This is a genomic window from Streptomyces sp. NPDC031479, assembly GCF_055581065.1.
Map to the genome: position 1 here is coordinate 148,419 of NZ_JBVIKC010000019.1, position 19,958 is coordinate 168,376.

Sequence of the window (19,958 nt, forward strand, 5' to 3'; positions counted from 1 at the left end):
GCAGCGCGCGCACCGCGCGCCCCCGCCCCCTTCGCCCCCACCGCACCCCGAGGAACAGATGGCACACATCGCATTTTTCAGCGTGGCCGCCCACGGGCACGTGTCGCCCACCCTGGGCATCGTCGCCGAGCTGGTCTCGCGCGGTCACCGGGTCACCTACTTCACCACCCGGGCCTTCGAGGAGCAGCTCACCCGGCTCGGCGCGCAGGTGTGCCGCTACGACGTCGCCACCTCGCCCGGCCAGTCGCCGAGCGCCTTCGCCGAGAACGACCCGAGCGCCCTGCCCCTCTTCTTCCTGCACGGCAGCGCGGACCGCATGGCCCTCGCGGAGTCCTTCGTCGGCGCCGACCGCCCCGACGTCGTCGTCTACGACAACACGGTGCCGTTCGCCGGGCGCGCCCTGGCCCGCCGGTGGGGCGCGCGCGCCGTCCAGTTCTTCCCCTCCCTCGCCTCCAGCCGCTCCTACGCGCTGATGGACGCGATGCTGGCCCGCACCGGCCGCTCCGCCGCCCACGAGGCCAACGGCGCGGCGTTCGACGCACGGCTGGCGGAGTTCCTCGCCGCCGCCGGCCTCGACGGGGTCGGCGCCGAGGAGTTCATGGACTTCGAGGAGGAACTCAACCTGGCCTTCCTGCCCAGGGAGTTCCAGCCCGAGGCGACCGCCTTCGGCGAGCACTACCGCTTCGTCGGACCCAGCCTGGGCGGCCGGGAGGCCGAAGGCACCTGGCACCCGCGGGACACCGACCGCCCGGTGGTCTTCGTCTCCCTCGGCACCGTCTTCAACCGCGCCACCTCCTTCTACCGGACCTGCGTCGAGGCGTTCGCCGACAGCGGCCTGCACCTGGTGCTGTCCATCGGACAGCACGCCGACCCGGCGGACCTCGGCACCCTCCCGCCGCACTGCGAGGTGCACCGCAGCGTCCCCCAGCTGTCCGTCCTCGCCCAGGCCGCCGCGTTCGTCACCCACGGCGGCATGGGCAGCACGATGGAAGCCCTCTCCTTCGGCACGCCCATGGTCGTCGTCCCGCAGATGGTCGAACAGGAGATCATCGCCGACCGGGTCGTCGAGCTGGGCCTGGGCCTGCGCCTCGACCCGGCGGACGCCTCCGCCGAGGCGCTGCGGGCGGCCGTACGGGCCGTCACCACCGACACCGCGATCGCCGCCACGGCGGCCCGCTTCCGGCGGCTGAGCCAGGACGCGGGCGGCGCCGCCGCCGCGGCCGCGGCGATCGAGGCACACCTGGCGGGCACCGGCCCCGCCCCGCAGACCAAGGCGGCCGCGATATGACGGGACAGAGCGTTCTCATCGTCGGCGCGGGCGCCGTCGGCACCCTGCTGGCCTGCGACCTCCTCCAGCAGTCCGTTCCCGTACGGATCGTCGACGCCAAGCCCCCGCAGGAGGAGTTCGACCCGCACTCCCGCGCCGTGATGATCTGGCCCCGGGTGCTGGAACTCCTGGAGAAGACCGGCATCGCCGACGAGCTCGTCTCCCGCGGCTTCCGGGCCGACGACGTCAGCTTCTTCTCCCGCGGACGCCGCCTGGGCACCGTCCCGATGACGAAGCTGGGCGCGGCCCGCCCCTACGGACTCGGCATCGTCCAGAGCGAGCTGGAGGTGCTGCTGCACCGCCGCCTCACCGAACTGGGCGGCACCATCGAGTACGGGGCCGAGCTGACCGCGCTCGACACCTCCGGCCCGCTCCCCACCGCCACCCTCCATCACGCCGACGGACGCACCGAACAGGTGGAGACGGACTGGCTGATCGGCGCCGACGGCGCGGGCAGCGTCACCCGCCGGCTCCTCGGCATCCCCTACCCCGGCATCCCCTTCCCGCTCGGCATCGCGCTCGGGGACTTCCCCGTCACCGGGCCGCGCGTCTCCACCGTCGAGTACCACTACGCCGACAGCGGGCTGCTGCCGCTGGTCCACCTGCCCGACGGCGTCTGCCGCCTCGCCACCATCGTCGCTCCCGGTGAAACCGACTGGTCGGACCGCCCCCTGGCGGACTGGCAGCGGATGGTCGACGAGCGCACCAGCCTGCCGTACCGCCTCGGCGAACCCCTGTGGACCCGCACCTACCACCCGCGCCCCGGAGTCGCCGAACGGTTCCGCGAGGGCCGGGTCGTGCTCGTCGGCGACGCCGCCCACTCGGTGGTCCCCCTCGGCGGCCAGGGCCTCAACCTCGGCCTCCAGGACGCCCTCAACCTCGGCTGGAAGCTCGCCGGCGTCGTGCGCGGCGACTGGGACGAGCGGATCGTCGACACGTACGACACCGAACGCCGCAAGGCCGTCGGGCAGGTCCGCACCGTCATCCGCACCGAGATGGAACTCTCCGGCCCGGCCACCCCCCGCGACCGCCGCCTGCGCGACCTGAAGGTGGCCGCCGCCCACCGCACCGGCCTCCTGCGCCACGTCGCGGCCCCCCTGATGAGCCAGGTCGGTCTCGGCTACGCGGCGGGCGACGAACCGCTGTGGCGCTCCGCGCTGCACCGCCGGGCCCGCCCCGGAGACCGGCTCCCGTTCTTCCACCGGACCCGGCAGCACGCCGGGGCCCCCGTCCTCGACCAGCGGGAGCACATCGCGCTGCTCTGGCCCGGCCGCCGGCCGGCCGCCGACTGGCAGACCGTGGCCGACGGCGCCCGCCACGTCCTCGCGGACCGCCTCGCCGTCCACGACCTCGCACGACTGTCGCCGTCCGGGCGCGCCGCGATCGGCCCGCTGTTCGGCCGACAGCCGGTGATCGCCCTGGTCCGTCCCGACGGCCACCTGGCCCACCTCGCCGCCGCCCACCGGCCGGCCGAGTCCCTGGGCCACCTGGACCGGCTGGTGTCCCGGCCGCTGACCCCCTCACGAAGCAGGTGAGCCCCATGCGGACCCTCCTCATCGACAACCACGACTCGTACACCTACAACCTGTTCCAGCTGCTGGCCGAGGTGAACGGCCAGGAGCCCGTCGTCATCGCCAACGACGCGGCCGCCGTCGCCGACCTGGACCTCGACGGCTTCGACAACATCGTCATCTCGCCCGGCCCCGGCCACCCGGCGCGCTCCCGCGACTTCGGCGTCTCCCGGGACGTCCTGGTCAAGGCGAGCGTCCCGGTCCTGGGAGTCTGCCTCGGCCACCAGGGGCTCGCCGTGTGGGCGGGCGGCGAGGTCGTGCCCGCCCCCGTGCCGGTGCACGGTGAGGTCGCCCGGGTGCGGCACGACGGCGACGAACTGTTCGCGGGCATCCCCGAGGAGTTCGGCGCCGTGCGCTACCACTCCCTGTGCGTGGCCCAGCCGCTGCCCTCCGACCTCCAGGCCACCGCCTGGTCCGAGGACGGCGTCGTCATGGCGCTGCGCCACCGGCTGATGCCCCGCTGGGGCGTGCAGTTCCACCCGGAGTCCATCGAGACCGAGTACGGCCGCCGGATGCTGGCCAACTTCCGCGACCTGACGCTGGCCGACCGCGCCGAACGCACCGGCGGCCGGCCGGCCTCCCACGCCGCCGCCCCCGCCGCCCGCACCCAGGACGCCGACGCCCAGGACGCCCCCGCCGCGTCCGCCGGTACGCGGACCGCGCCGGCGCCGCTCGCCCGCCCCGCCGCCGGGGACGGGGACCGTACGCACTACACCCTGCACGTGGCCGAACTGGACACGGCGGTGGACACCGAGACCGCGTTCGCCACCCTCTTCGCCGGCTCCCGCAACGCGTTCTGGCTCGACAGCGCCCGCGTGGAGCCGGGCCTGTCCCGCTTCTCCTTCCTGGGCGACGCCACCGGCCCCCTCGCCGAGACCGTCCGCTACCGGGTCGACGAGGGCGTCGTCGAGGTCGCGTCCGCCACCCCGGCCGACCACCGCGAGTCCGTCTTCGACTACCTCCAGCGGGAACTCGCCCGCCGGGTGATCGACGCCCCGCCGCTGCCGTTCGACTTCACCGGCGGCTACGTCGGCTACTTCGGCTACGAACTCAAGGGCGACTGCGGGTCCCCGAACCGGTACTCCGCCCCGACCCCGGACGCCGTCTGGATCTTCGCGGACCGTTTCCTGGCCGTCGACCACCGGGAGGACCGCACCTACCTCCTCGCCCTCTCCCTCACCACCGACCCGGCCGGCCCCGCCGACGCCACCCGCTGGCTCGCCGACACCGCCGACGCCCTCGCCCGGCAGACGCCCCCGGCACCCCCCGCCGACGGCCCCCGCACGGTCTCCGTCGAGCCCCGGCTGTCCCGCGGCCGCGACGCCTACGTCCAGGACGTCCTGCGCAGCCAGGAGTACCTGACCGCCGGCGAGAGCTACGAGATCTGCCTGACCAACGTCGCCGAGCTCCCCGCCGTCGACGACGGCTTCACCACCTACCGCCGGCTGCGCCGGACCAACCCCGCGCCGTACGCCGCCTACCTTCGGCTCGACGGCACCGAGGTGGCCTGCTCCTCCCCGGAACGCTTCCTGAAGATCACCGCGGACCGGGTCGTCGAGGCCAAGCCGATCAAGGGCACGGCCCCGCGCGGGGCGACCCCCGCCGAGGACGACCGCGTCCGCCGGGAACTCGTCTCCAGCGCGAAGACCCGCGCCGAGAACCTGATGATCGTCGACCTGATGCGCAACGACCTCGGCCGCGTCTGCGAGGTCGGCTCGGTCCACGTCCCCGTCCTGATGGCCGCCGAGAGCTACGCCACCGTCCACCAGCTCGTCTCCACCATCCGCGGCACCCTCAAGGACGGCAACGACGCCATCGACTGCGTCCGCGCCGGCTTCCCCGGCGGCTCGATGACCGGCGCGCCCAAGCAGCGCACCCTGGAGATCATCGAGTCCCTGGAGGGCCGGGCCCGCGGCATCTACTCCGGTGCCATCGGCTTCCTCGCCTGCAACGGCACCACCGACCTCAACATCGTCATCCGGACCATGGTCCTCGCGGACGGGCGCTGGCGGATCGGCGCCGGCGGCGCCGTCGTGCTCGGCTCCGACCCCCACGACGAGTACGACGAAATGCTCCTCAAGGCCGACGCCCCCGCCCGCGCCCTGCTGGCGGCCCGCCCGGACACCACCCCGCCCGCCGCCGAACGAACCGAAGGTGACCCCCGATGACCCCGCAGACCCCCGTCGACGTGACCGCGCTCGTCCAGGCCATGACCCTCGACGAGAAGCTCACCTTCGTCCACGGCTCCGACGACCCCGAGCACCTCGGCCAGTCCGGGTACATCCCCGGCGTCCCCCGCCTCGGCATCCCGGAGCTGCGGATGACCGACGGCCCGGCCGGCGTCCGCATGAAGCGCAAGACCACCACCGCGCTGCCCGCCCCCATCGCCCTGTCATGCACCTTCGACGAGGAACTGGCCGCCCGCTACGGCGAGTACCTCGGCCACGAGGCCCGCGCCAAGCGCCAGGACGTGCTCATCGGCCCCATGATCAACGTGCTGCGCCAGCCCTTCGGCGGACGCAACTTCGAGCTGTACGGCGAGGACCCGCTCCTGGTCACCGCCATCGGCACCGCCGTGATCAACGGCATCCAGTCGCAGGGCGTCATCGCCATGCCCAAGCACTTCGCGGCCAACAACCAGGAAGAGAACCGGATGGCCGTCGACACCGTCGTCGACGAACGGACCCTCCGCGAGATCGAGTTCCCCGCCTTCGAGGCCGCCGTCCAGGCCGGCGCCGGCGCCCTCATGGGCGCCACCAACGGCGTCAACGGCCACCCCAGCTGCGAGAACGAAACCCTCCTGACCACGGTCCTGCGCGACGAATGGGGCTTCGAGGGCTGGGTGATGTCCGACTGGGACGCCGTCCACGACACCGTCGCCATCGAGCGCGGCCTCGACCAGGAGATGCCCGACGGCGCCCACCTCGGCGCCCCGCTGCGCGAGGCCATCGCCGAGGGCCGCGTCGACGAGGCCGTCCTGGACCGCGCCGTCACCCGCATCGTCGGCCAGATGGCCCGCTTCGGCCTCCTCGACACCGACACCCCGCGCGAGCAGCCCGACCGCGACCCCGAGCGGGGCCGCGCCCTCGCCCTGGAAGTGGCCACCGCCGGATCGGTGCTCCTGCACAACCCCCGGGGCGTCCTGCCGCTGTCCGCCGACAAGCTCACCGAGCCGGGCCGCGCCGCCCGCGGCCTCGCCGTCATCGGCCGGCCCGCCGTCACCCCCAAGACCGCCGGAGTCGGCAGCGCCCTCGTCGTCCCGGAGCACGCCGCCACCCCCCTCGACGTGCTGCGCGACCGCCTCGGCGAGGACGCCGTCGAGTTCCGCGTCGGCGAGGACCCGGCCGGCCGCCCCATCCCCGCGTCGGCACTCGTCCCCGCCTTCCACGAGGGCGAGGTCCCGGCCGGCCCCTCCACCGAGCCCGACTACTTCTACGAGGGCGAACTGACCATCGAGACGGAGGGCCGCTACCGCATCGCCGTCACCGCACTCGGCGGCTACGCGGCCATCGACCTCGAAGGCCACCCCCGCGTCTTCGCCGGCAGCTCCTTCGGCGACACCGCCGGCCTCACCGTCGACCTCCTCCCCGGCACCTACAAGCTGGTCCTCTCCGCCCTGCCGATGCCCACCAACCCCGTCCACCTCACCCTCGGCTGGATCACCCCCGAGCAGGCGCAGGCCGACATCGAGGAGGCCGTCGAGGCCGCCCGCGGCGCACAGGCCGCGGTCGTCTTCGCCTACGACGAGCTGGCCGAGCTCATCGACCGCCCCGCCCTCGCCCTGCCCGGCCTCCAGGACACCCTGATCACCGCCGTCGCCAAGGCCAACCCCAACACCGTCGTCGTGCTCAACACCGGCTCGTCCCCGACGATGCCCTGGCTCGACGACACCGCCGCCGTCCTGGACGTCTGGTACCCCGGCGAAATGGGCGCCGAGGCCACCGACGCCCTCCTGTTCGGCGACGCCAACCCCAGCGGCAAGCTCACCCAGAGCTTCCCCGTGGACGCCGACCACACCGCGGTCGCCGGCGACCCGCTGCGCTACCCCGGCGTCGACGGCCGCGTCGAGTACCAGGAAGGCATCTTCGTCGGCTACCGCTGGCACGACGAGCACGACGTCGCCCCCCTGTTCCCCTTCGGGCACGGCCTCAGCTACACCACCTTCGCCTACGAGGACCTCCGCCTCACCGCCGACGGCCGCGACCTGACCGTCTCCTGCACCGTGCGCAACACCGGCGACCGGGCCGGCCGCGAAACCGTCCAGGTCTACCTCGGCAGCAGCCCCGACGTCACCGCACCCCAGGCCCCCAAGGCCCTCGCCGGCTACGCGTCCGCCCACCTGGAGCCCGGAGCGTCCGCCACCGTCGAGATCGCCCTCGACACCCGCCGCTTCGAGTACTGGAACACCGACACCGGCGCCTGGACCGTCGCCGCCGGCCCGCGCACCGTCTCCGTCGGCCGCTCCTCCGAAGACCTCCCCCTCACCGCGACCGTCCGCGTCGACCAGGCCGGAACGGTGAGCCCGTGACCGGCACCCCCCAGCGGATCCACACCCCGGTCTGCGTCATCGGAGCCGGCCCCGCCGGCCTGCTGCTCGCCCGGCTCCTCGAACTGAACGGCATCGACTGCGTCGTCCTGGAACGCCGCGGCCGCGACCACGTCGAACGGCGCGTCCGGGCCGGCCTCCTGGAACAGGGCACCGTCGAAGCCCTGCGCCGGGCCGGCGTGGCCGCCCGCCTGGACCGGGAGGGCCTGGTCCACGAGGGCTTCGAGCTGCGCGTCGAAGGGGAGACCCACCGCCTCCCCTTCACCAAGCTCACCGGGGAATCCGTGTGGATGTACGGACAGCAGGAGGTCGTCAAGGACCTCATCGCCGCCCGCACCGCCACCGCCGGAGCCCTCCACTTCGACGTCGACGACGTCGAGGTGCACCGGCTCGCCGGCGACGGCGCGACCGTCACCTGCACCCTCGACGGCCGCCCCACCGAGATCACCTGCGACTTCGTGGCGGGCTGCGACGGCTTCCACGGCGTCAGCCGCACCGCCGTGCCCGCCGCCTCCCTCACCACCGGCACCCACACCTACCCGTACGCCTGGCTGGGCGTCCTCGCGGCCGCCCCGCCCCTGTCCCCCGAACTCGTCTACGCCGTCGGAGAGCGCGGCTTCGCCCTGAGCAGCATGCGCTCCAACACCGTCAGCCGCCTCTACCTCCAGGTCCCGCCCGGCGAGAGCGCCGACACCCGCTCCGACGAGGACATCTGGGCCGAGCTCGACCTCCGCCTCACCGGCGGCACCGGCACCCTGCCCACCGGCCCCGTCCTCGAACGCACCCTCGTCCCGCTGCGCAGCTTCGTCTGCGCACCCATGCAGCACGGGCGGCTCTTCCTCCTCGGCGACGCGGCGCACATCGTTCCGCCCAGCGCCGCGAAGGGACTGAACCTGGCCGTCGCCGACGCCGAACTCCTCGCCGGAGCCCTCGCCGTCTGGTACGGCACCGGCCGCCGCGAGGCCCTCGACGCCTACTCGTCGACCGCCCTGCGCCGGGCCTGGCTCGGCCAGGAGTTCTCCCGGTGGATGACCGACCTGCTGCACACCGGCCCGGACGAAACCCCCTTCGACCGGGGCCTGCGCCGGGCGCGCTTCGAGCACCTGACGGGATCCACCGCCGCGGCGACCGACTTCGCCGAGCAGTACGTGGGGCTGTCGCGACGCTGACGGCCGCCCCACCCGGTCCACCGCCGCCGGGGGACAGCCTCTTCGACCTGATCAACGGGAGTTTCGGTACGTCATGACAAACGAAGAAAAGATGCTCGACCACCTCCGGTGGATGACGGCCGAACTCCACCAGACCCGGGAGCGGCTGCGCTCGGCCGAAGAACCCGAACCGATCGCGATCGTGTCGATGAGCTGCCGCTACCCCGGCGGCGTCCGCACCCCCGAAGAACTGTGGCAGCTCGTCGCCGAGGGCCGCGACGCCGTCGCCGGCTTCCCCGCCGACCGCGGCTGGGACCTCGACGGCGTCTACCACCCCGACCCCGACCACCAGGGCACCAGCTACGTCCGCGACGGCGGGTTCCTCGACGGCGCCGACGGGTTCGACGCCGGCTTCTTCGGGATCTCGCCCCGCGAGGCCCTCGCCATGGACCCCCAGCAGCGGCTCCTCCTCGAAACCGCCTGGGAGGCCTTCGAACGCGCCGGCCTGGACCCCACCACGCTGCGCGGCAGCCGCACCGGCGTCTTCGCGGGCGTCATGCACCACGACTACGCCACCGGCCCCCGCGACCTGCCCGAAGGCGTCGAGGTCTACCTCGGCAGCGGAAACGCCGGCAGCGTCGCCTCCGGCCGCGTCTCCTACGTCATGGGCCTGGAGGGCCCCGCCGTCACCATCGACACGGCCTGCTCCTCCTCCCTCGTCGCCCTCCACCTCGCCGCCCAGGCCCTGCGCCAGGGCGAATGCACCCTCGCCCTGGCCGGCGGCGTCACCGTCATGGCCAACCCCGACCTGTTCGTCGACTTCAGCCAGCAGCGGGGCCTCGCCCCCGACGGCCGCTGCAAGCCCTTCGCCGCCGCCGCCGACGGCACCGGCTGGGGCGAGGGCGCCGGTCTCCTCCTGCTGGAACGGCTCTCCGACGCCCGCCGCCACGGCCACCCCGTCCTCGCCGTCATCCGCGGCTCCGCCGTCAACCAGGACGGCGCCAGCAGCGGCCTCACCGTCCCCAACGGCCCCTCCCAGCAGCGCGTCATCCGCCAGGCCCTGGAACAGGCCCGCCTGACCGCACGCGAGGTCGACGCCGTCGAGGCCCACGGCACCGGCACCACCCTCGGCGACCCCATCGAAGCCCAGGCCCTGCTCGCCACCTACGGCCAGGACCGCACCCCCACCGACCGGCCGCTCCTGCTGGGCTCCGTCAAGTCCAACCTCGGCCACACCCAGGCCGCCGCGGGCGTGGCGGGCGTCATCAAGATGGTCGAGGCGATGCGCCACGGAGTCCTGCCCCGCACCCTCCACGTCGACGAGCCCACCCCGCACGTCGACTGGACCGCCGGAGCCGTCTGCCTGCTCACCGCCAACACCGACTGGCCCGAGACCGGCCGGCCCCGCCGGGCGGCCGTGTCCTCCTTCGGCATCAGCGGCACCAACGCCCACCTCATCCTCGAACGCCCCGAGCCGGACACCGCCGACGACCGGCCGGACACCGCCGACGACGGCCCGCGGACCGCACCGGCCCCGCAGCCCCCGGTCGTGGCCTGGCCCCTGTCCGCCCGCGGCCCCGAAGCACTGCGCGACCAGGCCCGCGCCCTGCTGGACCACCCCGCCGGCCACCCCGCAGACGGCGCCCCCCTCACCGACACCGCCCACACCCTCGCCACCGCCCGCGCCGCCCTCACCCACCGCGCGGCGGTCCTCGGCACCACCACGGACGAGCTCCGCGCGGGCCTGCGCGCCCTGGCCGACGACGCGCCCGCCGAGAACCTGGTCCACGGCACGGCCCGCCCCGACCCCCGCCTCGCGTTCCTCTTCACCGGCCAGGGCGCCCAGCGCCCCGGCATGGGACGCGAACTGCACGCCGCGCACCCCGTCTTCGCCGACGCCTTCGACCAGGCCTGCGCCCACCTCGACCGGTACTTCGACACCCCCGTACGGGACGTCGTCTTCGACGGCTCCCCGCTCCTGGACCGCACCGAGTACACCCAGGCCGGCCTCTTCGCCCTCGAAACGGCCCTCTTCCGCCTCGCCGAGAGCCACGGCCTGCGCCCCGACTTCCTCCTCGGGCACTCGGTGGGCGAACTGGTCGCCGCCCACGTGTCCGGCATGCTCCCGCTCGCCGACGCCGCCGCCCTCGTCGCCGCCCGCGGCCGGCTCATGCAGTCGCTGCCCGAGGGCGGCGCCATGGCCGCCGTGGAGGCACCGGAGGAGACCGTCCGCGCCCTCCTCACCCCCGGCGTCGACATCGCCGCCGTCAACGGTCCGCGGTCCGTGGTCGTCTCCGGCACCGAGAGCGCAGTCCTCGCCGCCGCCGGACACCTCGCCGCCGCCGGCCACCGCACCAAGCGGCTCAAGGTCAGCCACGCGTTCCACTCACTGCTCATGGAACCGATGCTGGACACCTTCCGCGGCGTCGTCTCCCGCCTGACCTTCCGCCCGCCCGCCATCCCCGTCGTCTCCAACGTCACCGGCCGCATCGCCACCGCCGAAGAGCTCTGCGAACCCGAGTACTGGGTGCGCCACGTACGCCAGGCGGTCCGCTTCCACGACGGCGTCCGCGCCCTCGCCGACCACGGCGTCACCACCTTCCTGGAACTCGGCCCCGACGGCGTGCTCACCGCCATGGGACAGAACTGCCTCGACGAGGACACCGGCATCCGCTGGAGCACGGCCCTGCGCCGCGACCAGCCCGAGCCGACCGCCTACACCAGGGCCCTCGCCGAGACCCACGCCCAGGGCGTCACGGTCGACTGGGACGCCGTGTACCCCGGCGCACGCCGCGTCGACCTGCCCACCTACGCCTTCCAGCGCGAGCGCTACTGGCTCAAGGCCGCCCCCGGGGCCGGCGACGTGACCTCGGCGGGCCTGGACCCGGCCGGCCACCCCCTCCTCGGCGCCATGGTGACGGTCGCCGCCTCCGACGACCTCCTGTTCACCGGACGCCTGTCGCTGTCCGCGCAGCCCTGGCTGGCCGACCACGCCGTCGCCGGCACGGTCCTGCTGCCCGGCACCGCCTTCGTGGAACTCGCCGTACGGGCCGGCGACCAGGTCGGCTGCGGCCTGCTGGAGGAACTGACGCTGCACGCCCCGCTGGTGCTGCCCGAACGCGGCGGCGTCCAGGTCCAGCTGGCCGTCGGCCCCGCCGACCCGGACGGCCGCCGCACCCTCACCGCGTACGCCCGCCACGAGGACGGCGCCTGGACCCGGCACGCCGAGGGCGTCCTCGCCCCGGCCGCCACCGCCACCGCGGACACCGGCCTCGGCGACACCTGGCCCCCCGCCGGTGCCGAGGCCGTCGACCTGGACCCCTTCTACCCGCGCCTGGCCGACGCCGGATTCGCCTACGGGCCCGCCTTCCAGGGCCTGCGGGCCGCCTGGCGGCTCGGCGACGAGGTGTACGCCGAGGTCGCCCTCGACCCCGAACGGCAGGAGGCCGCGGGCCGCTTCGGCCTCCACCCGGCCCTCCTCGACGCCGCCCTCCAGGCCGCCGGGGCGGGCAGCGGCCTGCTCCCCGCCGACGGTGGGGCACGGCTGCCGTTCGCCTGGCGCGAGGTAGCCCTGCACGCCACCGGCGCCCGCAGCCTGCGCGTCCGGCTGAGCCCGGCCGGCGAGGACGCGGTCGCCCTGACCGCCACCGACGAGACCGGCCTGCCGGTCGCCACCGTCGCCTCCCTCACCCTGCGCCCGATGACCCCGGGCGGGACGACCCGGACCGCCGACACCCTCTTCGCCCTGGACTGGGCGGCGGCCCCGGCGGGCGGGGCCCTGTCCGCGGGCAGGGCGTACGAGGTGGACGGCTCCGACGGCGTCCGCCCCGCCCTGGGCCGGGCCCTGGAAGCCCTCCAGGGGTCCCTCGCGGACGCGGGGGAGGAGCGCCTGGTGTTCGTGACCCGGGGTGCGGTCGGCGAGGACGTACGCGATCCGGCGGGTGCGGCCGTGTGGGGTCTGGTGCGCTCCGCCCAGTCGGAACACCCCGGCCGCTTCCACCTCCTCGACCTGGACGAGGGCGTCGACCCGACGCCGTACCTGACCTCACCGGAGCCGCAGCTGGCGGTGCGCGGGGGAGCGGCCCGCATCCCGCGCCTGCTCCGGGCCCCCGCCCCGGTGGCTTCCGAGGGGCTGTCCTTCACCGAGGGCGGCACGGTCCTGGTCACGGGCGGTACCGGCGTCCTGGGCCGGGCCGTCGCCCGCCACCTGGTTGCCGTCCACGGCGTACGCCACCTCCTGCTGGCCTCGCGTTCCGGCGGCGCCGAGGACCTCGTCGCCGACCTGTCCGAGGCGGGTGCCTCGGTCACCGTCGCCGCCTGCGACGCCGCCGACCGCGACGCCCTCGCCGCCCTCCTGGCCTCGATCCCCGCCGCGCACCCGCTCACGGCCGTCATCCACACCGCCGGACTGGTCGACGACGGAGTGATCGAGTCCCTCACCCCCGAACGGCTCGACGCGGTCCTGCGCCCGAAGGCGGACGCGGCCGACAACCTCCACGAACTCACCGCCGGCCTCGACCTGTCGGCGTTCGTCCTCTTCTCCTCCGCCGCCGGCCTGCTCGGCGCCCCGGGCCAGGGCAACTACGCCGCCGCCAACGCCTACCTCGACGCCCTCGCCCAGCACCGGCGCGAGCAGGGCCTCCCGGGCATCTCCCTCGCCTGGGGCCTGTGGGCCGAACGCAGCGGCATGACCGGCGCCCTCGACGCCACCGACGTCGACCGCATCTCCCGCGGCGGCATGGCAGCCCTCGCCACCGAGGAGGCCCTCGCCCTCCTCGACACCGCCCCCGCCCACGACCGGGCCGTCCTCTTCCCCATGCGCCTCGACCTCAAGGCGCTCCCCACCGGCCCCTCCCTGTCGCCCGTCCTGCGCGCACTCGCCGGAGCGAGCCGGCCCCGGCCTACCGCCAGCGCGGCGCCCCGTACCGGGGGCACCCCCCTCGGACAGCGGCTGGCGGCCCTGCCCGAAGACCGGCGCACCCGGACCCTCCACGACCTGGTCGCCACCGAGGTGACCGCCGTACTGGGCCACCGCGCACCGGCTGCGCCGGAGCCCACCCAGGTGTTCAAGGACCTCGGCTTCGACTCCCTGTCCGCCGTCGAGCTGCGCAACCGGCTCAGCGCCGTGACCGGGCTGCGGCTGCCGGCGACCCTGATCTTCGACCAGCCGACCCCGGCCTCCCTCGTCGCCTACCTGAAGGCCCGCCTGGTCGACACCGGCGACGCCAAGGCGTCCGCCACCGCCACCACCGCGCTCAGCGCCGACGAGCCGATCGCCATCGTCGGCATGAGCTGCCGCTTCCCCGGCGGGGTCCGCTCCCCCGAGGACCTGTGGCGGCTGGTGCTCTCCGGCGGCGACGCCATCGGCGACTTCCCCGCCGACCGCGGCTGGGACATCGACTCCCTCTACCACCCCGACCCCGCCCACGCCGGCACCTCGTACGTCCGCGAGGGCGGCTTCCTCGACGGGGCCGCCGACTTCGACCCCGTGTTCTTCGGGATCTCCCCGCGCGAGGCCCTCGCCATGGACCCCCAGCAGCGCCTGCTGCTGGAGACGGCGTGGGAGACCTTCGAACACGCCGGGATCTCCCCGGCCTCCGTACGCGGCAGCCGCACCGGCGTCTTCACCGGCGTCATGTACCACGACTACGTCAACCTCCTCCACGACCAGGAGGGCCTGGAGGGCTACGCGGGCAACGGCAGCGCCGGCAGCATCGCGTCCGGCCGCATCGCCTACACCCTCGGCCTCGAAGGTCCCGCCGTCACCGTGGACACGGCCTGCTCCTCGTCCCTGGTGTCGGTGCACCTCGCCGGCCAGGCCCTGCGGCAGGGCGAGTGCACCATGGCCCTCGCCGGCGGCGTGACGGTCATGTCCGGCCCCAGCACCTTCGTGGAGTTCAGCCGCCAGCGCGGCCTGGCCCCCGACGGCCGCTGCAAGCCCTTCGCCGCGGGCGCCGACGGCACCTCGTGGTCCGAGGGCGTCGGCATGGTCCTGCTGGAACGCCTCTCCGACGCGCGCCGCAACGGGCACCCGGTGCTCGCCGTCGTGCAGGGTTCGGCGGTGAACCAGGACGGCGCGTCCAACGGCATGACCGCCCCCAACGGCCCCTCCCAGCAGCGTGTCATCGAACAGGCCCTGTCCAGGGCGCAGTTGACGGCGTGTCAGGTCGATGTGGTGGAGGCCCACGGCACGGGCACCACCCTCGGTGACCCCATCGAGGCGCAGGCGCTCCTCGCCACCTACGGCCAGGACCGGGAGGAGAACCGGCCGCTGCTGCTGGGCTCGGTCAAGTCGAACCTGGGCCACACCCAGGCCGCGGCGGGCATGGCCGGCGTCATCAAGATGGTCATGGCGATGCGCCACGGCATCGTGCCGATGACCCTGCACGTGGACGAGCCGACCCCGCACGTGGACTGGTCGGCGGGCGCCGTGCGCCTGCTGACGGAGCCGGTGCCGTGGCCCGAGACGGGCGAGCCGCGCCGCGCGGCCGTGTCCTCCTTCGGCATCAGCGGCACGAACGCCCACACCATCCTCCAGGAGGCCCCGCAGGAGCCCGCCGCCGACCCGGCCGCCACCACCCCGGGACTGCCCGTATGGGTGCTGTCCGGGCGGGACGCGGAGGCGGTGCGGGCCCAGGCGGGCCGGCTGCTGGAGCGGGTGTCCGCCGACCCGGAGCTGGAGCCGGCCGACGTCGCCTTCTCGCTGGCGACCACACGTGCCGCGCTGGGTACCCGCGCGGCCGTGGTGGCCGCCGGCCGTACGGACCTGCTGGCCGGCCTGGAAGCCCTGGCCGGGGGCCGCCCGGCATCCGGAGCCGTCGAGGGCGCGGTCGCCGGCGGGAGGTACGCCTTCCTGTTCTCGGGCCAGGGCGCGCAGCGTCCGGGGATGGGCCGTGAGCTGTACGAGGCGCAGCCGGTGTTCGCCGCGGCGTTCGACGAGGTGTGCGCCCACTTCGACCTCCCCCTCAAGGAGCTGGTGTTCGGGGGCGGGGAGGAGATCCACCGCACGGAGTTCACCCAGCCGGCCCTCTTCGCGGTCGAGGTGGCGCTGTACCGCCTGGCGGAGTCGCTGGGCCTGCGTCCGGACTTCGTGGCGGGTCACTCGATCGGCGAGATCGCGGCCGCGCACGTGGCCGGGGTGCTGTCCCTGGCGGACGCGGCCCGGCTGGTGTCGGCCCGCGGCGCCCTGATGGGCGCGCTGCCGGAGGGCGGCGCGATGGTGTCCGTGCGCGCCACGGAGGACGAGGTCCGTCCGCTCCTGTCCTCCCCGGAGGTGGACATCGCGGCGGTCAACGGCCCCTCCTCGGTGGTGGTTTCCGGCGCCGAGGCGGCCGTACTGGAGGTGGCCGCGCAGCTGGCCGAGCGGGGCCACAAGACCAAGCGCCTCACGGTCTCGCACGCCTTCCACTCCCCGCTGATGGAGCCGATGCTGGAGGCCTTCCGCGAGGTCGCGGAGGCCCTGACCTACTCCGCCCCCTCGATTCCGGTCGTCTCGAACGTCACCGGTGAGCAGGTCGCGGAGTTCTCGGCGGACTACTGGGTCCGTCACGTGCGGGGTGCGGTCCGTTTCGCGGACGGGGTGCGCCACCTCGCCGAGGAGCAGGGGGTCGGTCACTTCCTGGAGCTGGGTCCGCAGGGCGTTCTCGCCGCCATGGCGGGGGAGTCGCTGCCGGAGGCCTTCTCCGGGCTGCTGACCCCGGTGCTGCGCAAGGACCGTCCCGAACCCGCCGCCTTCCTCGGCGCCCTCGCCGAGGCCTGGACCCGCGGCCTTCCCGTCGACTGGGCACCCCTGCTCCCCGGACGCCGCGTCGACCTGCCCACGTACGCCTTCCACCGGCAGCGCTACTGGCCCGGCACCGACCACGCCCCGACGACCGGCGCGGCGGAGCCGACGTCGCCGCTGGCCAAGCGCCTGGAGGCGGCCGACGACCCCGGACGCGTCCTGCTCGACCTGGTCCGCGACACCATCGCCACCGTCCTCGGACACACCGCGCAGGAGACGGCGGACCCCGACCGGGCCTTCCGCGACTTCGGCTTCGACTCGATGACCGCCGTCGAGTTCCGTACCCGCCTCGGCACCGCGACCGGGATCGCGCTGCCCGCGACCCTCGTCTACGACCACCCGACCCCGGCCGCCCTCGTCACGTACCTGCGCACCGAGATCCTCGGCGGCACGGGCACCGGACCGGCCCGCGTACGCCGCGCCGTCGGCAGCGACGAACCCATCGCCATCGTCGGCATGAGCTGCCGCTTCCCCGGCGGCGTCGGCTCCCCCGAGGACCTGTGGCGCCTCGTCGCGTCCGGAACCGACGCCATCTCGCCCTTCCCGGACGACCGCGGATGGAACATCGGGGGGCTCTACGACCCGGACCCCGACCACCAGGGGACGACGTACACCCGGCACGGAGGCTTCCTCCGCCAGGCCGCCGAATTCGACGCCGGCTTCTTCGGGATCTCCCCGCGCGAGGCCCTCGCCATGGACCCCCAGCAGCGCCTGCTGCTGGAGGTGGCGTGGGAGGCGTTCGAACGCGCCGGGCTGCCCCCGGGCGCGGCCCGCGGCAGCGGGACCGGCGTCTTCGTGGGCACCAACGGCCAGGACTACACGGCCCTGGTGTCGCAGTCCTCCGAAAGCCTGGAGGGCTACCTCGGCACCGGCGGCGCCGGCAGCGTGGCCTCCGGCCGCATCGCCTACGCCCTGGGCCTCGAAGGACCCGCCCTGACCGTCGACACGGCCTGCTCGTCCTCCCTCGTCGCCCTGCACCTGGCGACGGAGGCCCTGCGGCGCGGCGAATGCGAACTGGCCCTGGCCGGCGGCGTCACCATCATGTCGACCCCCCAGTCGTTCATCGACTTCAGCCGCCAGCGCGGCCTGTCGCCCGACGGCCGCTGCAAGCCCTTCGCGGCCGCCGCCGACGGCACCGGCTGGTCCGAGGGCGTCGGCATGCTCCTCGTCGAGCGGCTTTCGGACGCCCGCCGCAACGGGCACCGGGTCCTCGCGGTGGTCCGCGGATCGGCCGTCAACCAGGACGGCGCGAGCAACGGCCTGACCGCCCCCAACGGCCCCTCCCAGCAGCGCGTCATCCGCCAGGCCCTCGCCAACGCCGGCCTGACGGCCCGGCAGGTCGACGCCGTCGAGGCCCACGGCACCGGCACCCCGCTCGGCGACCCGATCGAGGCGCAGGCGCTGCTGGCCACGTACGGCCAGGACCGCCCCGAGGACCGGCCGCTGCACCTGGGATCCCTGAAGTCCAACATCGGCCACACCCAGGCGGCGGCGGGCGTCGGCGGCGTCATCAAGATGGTGATGGCGATGCGCCACGGCGTCCTGCCCCGCACCCTGCACGTCGACGCGCCCACCCCGCACGTCGACTGGGAGGCCGGCACGGTCGCGCTGCTCACCGAGAGCGTGGCCTGGCCGGAGACCGGACAGCCGCGCCGCGCGGCCGTGTCCTCCTTCGGCATGAGCGGCACGAACGCCCACCTGGTGCTCGAACAGAGCCCGCTCGACACCCCGGACGAGGGTACGGAGACCACCGGGACCCCCGTGCCCTGGCTGCTGTCCGCCGCCTCGGCGGAGGCCCTGCGCGGACAGGCCCGCCGCCTGCGCGACCACGTCGCGGACCGGCCGGCCCTCGACCCGGGCGCCGTCGGCCGCGGCCTGGCCACGGCACGCACCCTGTTCCCGCACCGCGCCGTCGTCATCGGAGCCGACAGCGCCGAGTACCTGAGCGCGCTCGACGCCGTGGCACGCGGCGAAGCCGACACCGACCTGCTCCGGACACCGGCCCCGTCCGCGTTCCTGTTCTCGGGCCAGGGCGCGCAGCGTCCGGGGATGGGCCGTGAGCTGTACGGGGCGCAGCCGGTGTTCGCCGGGGCGTTCGATGAGGTGTGCGCGCACTTCGACCGGCCGCTGAAGGAGCTGGTGTTCGGGGGCGGGGAGGAGATCCACCGCACCGAGTTCACCCAGCCGGCCCTCTTCGCGGTCGAGGTGGCGCTGTACCGCCTGCTGGAGTCCTACGGCATCCGCCCCGACTTCCTGGCGGGTCACTCCATCGGTGAGATCGCCGCCGCGCACGTGGCCGGGGTGCTGTCGCTGGCGGACGCGGCCCGGCTGGTGTCGGCCCGTGGTGCGCTGATGGGCGCGCTGCCGGAGGGCGGCGCGATGGTCTCCGTCCAGGCGGCCGAGGCCGAGGTCCGCCCGCTACTCCGCTCCGATGTGGACATCGCGGCGGTCAACGGGCCCTCGTCGGTGGTGATTTCAGGCGCCGAGCGGGCCGTACTGGAGGCGGCCGCGCAGCTGGCCGAGCGGGGTCACAAGACCAAGCGCCTCACGGTCTCGCACGCCTTCCACTCCCCGCTGATGGAGCCGATGCTGGAGGCCTTCCGCGAAGTCGCCGAGTCCCTGACCTATGCGGCTCCGGCGATCCCGGTCGTCTCCACCCTGACCGGCACCCTCGCCACCGCCGGGGAACTGACCTCCCCCGCCTACTGGGTGACGCACGTCCGCGAGGCCGTCCGCTTCCACGACGCCATGCGCCACCTGGAGACGGCCGGCGTCCGCACCTACCTGGAGATCGGCCCCGATGCCGTCCTCACCGCCATGGGACAGGCCTGCCTCGACGAACCCGCCGCCCTCCTGCCCCTGCTGCGCCGCGACCGCTCGGAGTCGCGCACCCTGCTCGAAGCCCTCGGCCGGGCCCACGCGCGCGGCGTCGCCCTCGATCTGCCCGCGCTCTTCGCGGGCGCACCGGCGGCCCCCGCCGACCTCCCGACGTATGCCTTCCAGCACGAGCGGTACTGGCCGCGCATCGCGGAACAGCCCGCGGTGCCCGGCTGGCTCGTACCGCGAAGCGGTACGGAAGACGCCCTCGACGACCTCCTCTACCAGGTCACCTGGCAGCCACTGGACACAGCGCTGCCTGCCGTCCTGTCGGGGCGGTGGTTGGTGGTGTCGGCGGTGGCGGGTGCGGACTTGGTGGGTGTGTTGTCGGCGTCGGGTGTGGAGGTGGTGGAGCTGGTGGCGGCTGGTGGTTCCCGTGGGGAGCTGGCCGGGGCTCTGGCGGGTGTTGGTGCTGTTGAGGGTGTGGTGTCGCTGCTGGATGTGGCGGGGTCGTTGTCGTTGGTGCAGGCGTTGGGTGATGCCGGTATCGGGGGCCGGTTGTGGTGTGTGACGCGTGGTGCGGTGTCGACGGGTGTGTCGGACCGTGTGGTGGATCCGGTGCGGGCGCAGGTGTGGGGTCTGGGTCGGGTCGCGGCGTTGGAGTTCGGTGGGCGGTGGGGTGGTCTGGTGGACGTCCCGTCGGTGCTGGATGACATGACCGGGGGCCGGCTGGCTGCCGTACTGGCCGGCGGTACGGGTGAGGATC

General features: G+C 74.6%; 6 protein-coding genes. All 6 read left to right on the top strand.

Going from position 1 to position 19,958, the window contains the following annotated elements:
* Positions 1–58: 58 nt before the first annotated feature.
* A complete protein-coding gene (locus ACZ5D2_RS22155; RefSeq protein WP_331733089.1) occupies positions 59–1,288 on the top strand; it encodes a macrolide family glycosyltransferase in 1,230 nt (409 codons plus the stop codon).
* On the top strand, positions 1,285–2,862 hold the full coding sequence (locus tag ACZ5D2_RS22160) for an FAD-dependent monooxygenase (RefSeq protein WP_331733086.1): 1,578 nt from the start codon (positions 1,285–1,287) through the stop codon (positions 2,860–2,862). Before ACZ5D2_RS22155 ends, ACZ5D2_RS22160 begins: the two co-directional genes overlap by 4 nt.
* 5 nt (positions 2,863–2,867) lie before the next feature.
* Positions 2,868–5,066, top strand: a complete 2,199-nt coding sequence (pabB, locus tag ACZ5D2_RS22165; RefSeq protein ID WP_468931318.1) for an aminodeoxychorismate synthase component I — start codon at positions 2,868–2,870, stop codon at positions 5,064–5,066.
* A complete protein-coding gene (locus ACZ5D2_RS22170) occupies positions 5,063–7,426 on the top strand; it encodes a glycoside hydrolase family 3 protein (protein WP_468931321.1) in 2,364 nt (787 codons plus the stop codon). Before pabB ends, ACZ5D2_RS22170 begins: the two co-directional genes overlap by 4 nt.
* Positions 7,423–8,613, top strand: coding sequence for a 4-hydroxybenzoate 3-monooxygenase (locus ACZ5D2_RS22175; RefSeq protein WP_468931324.1), 1,191 nt, complete (start codon positions 7,423–7,425; stop codon positions 8,611–8,613). Before ACZ5D2_RS22170 ends, ACZ5D2_RS22175 begins: the two co-directional genes overlap by 4 nt.
* Before the next feature lie 73 nt (positions 8,614–8,686).
* Positions 8,687–19,958 (top strand): type I polyketide synthase (locus ACZ5D2_RS22180; RefSeq protein ID WP_468931327.1); only part of this gene is annotated, 11,272 nt, incomplete at its 3' end.